Below are 459 nucleotides of genomic sequence, written 5' to 3' on the forward strand. Positions count from 1 at the left end.
TTCATACAGGTAGGTGGTATGCGTTGAATAAGGACGTCATCACCGTAAAGCCACAAACAGCCAAGCTCACATAGTTGTTTTATGGGCAAATCCCTACCACAGTAGTTAGGCCACTTCTCTTCGTTCCAATGCAATTGTCCATTAGGACTACATGTCACCATACCAGCCAAGATTAGGAACTTAACATCTTCGTGCCCAATACCCTCGTAGAAGGTGACAAGATCAATCGTCTCGTCGATCACCAGATGATATTTTTGTTCAGCAAGGACAGCAGCCACCTCCACAGTAAACCCAGTGAAGAGTTTATGTGTGATGGCTATGTTGTGCCCCTTCTTAGCTAGGCGTAAGAAGTCAGCAGTTTTGCTTGGTGTACCGGATGGGGCTTTGAAATTGAAATCTGGTAGTTCTTTTTGTATCCTACCTTTACTGTTTCCGTCCCCAGCCTCGTCAAGATATGGT

The 459-nt window shown here is 45.1% G+C and carries 1 protein-coding gene; it reads right to left on the reverse strand.

Annotated features, from left to right (window positions below):
* Nucleotides 1-459 (reverse strand): hypothetical protein (locus tag J5M56_RS25155; RefSeq protein ID WP_207938081.1); only part of this gene is annotated, 459 nt, incomplete at both ends.

Source organism: Pseudomonas sp. 51_B (genome assembly GCF_017491595.1).
In the GTDB taxonomy this organism is placed as follows: Bacteria; Pseudomonadota; Gammaproteobacteria; order Pseudomonadales; family Pseudomonadaceae; genus Aquipseudomonas; species Aquipseudomonas promysalinigenes.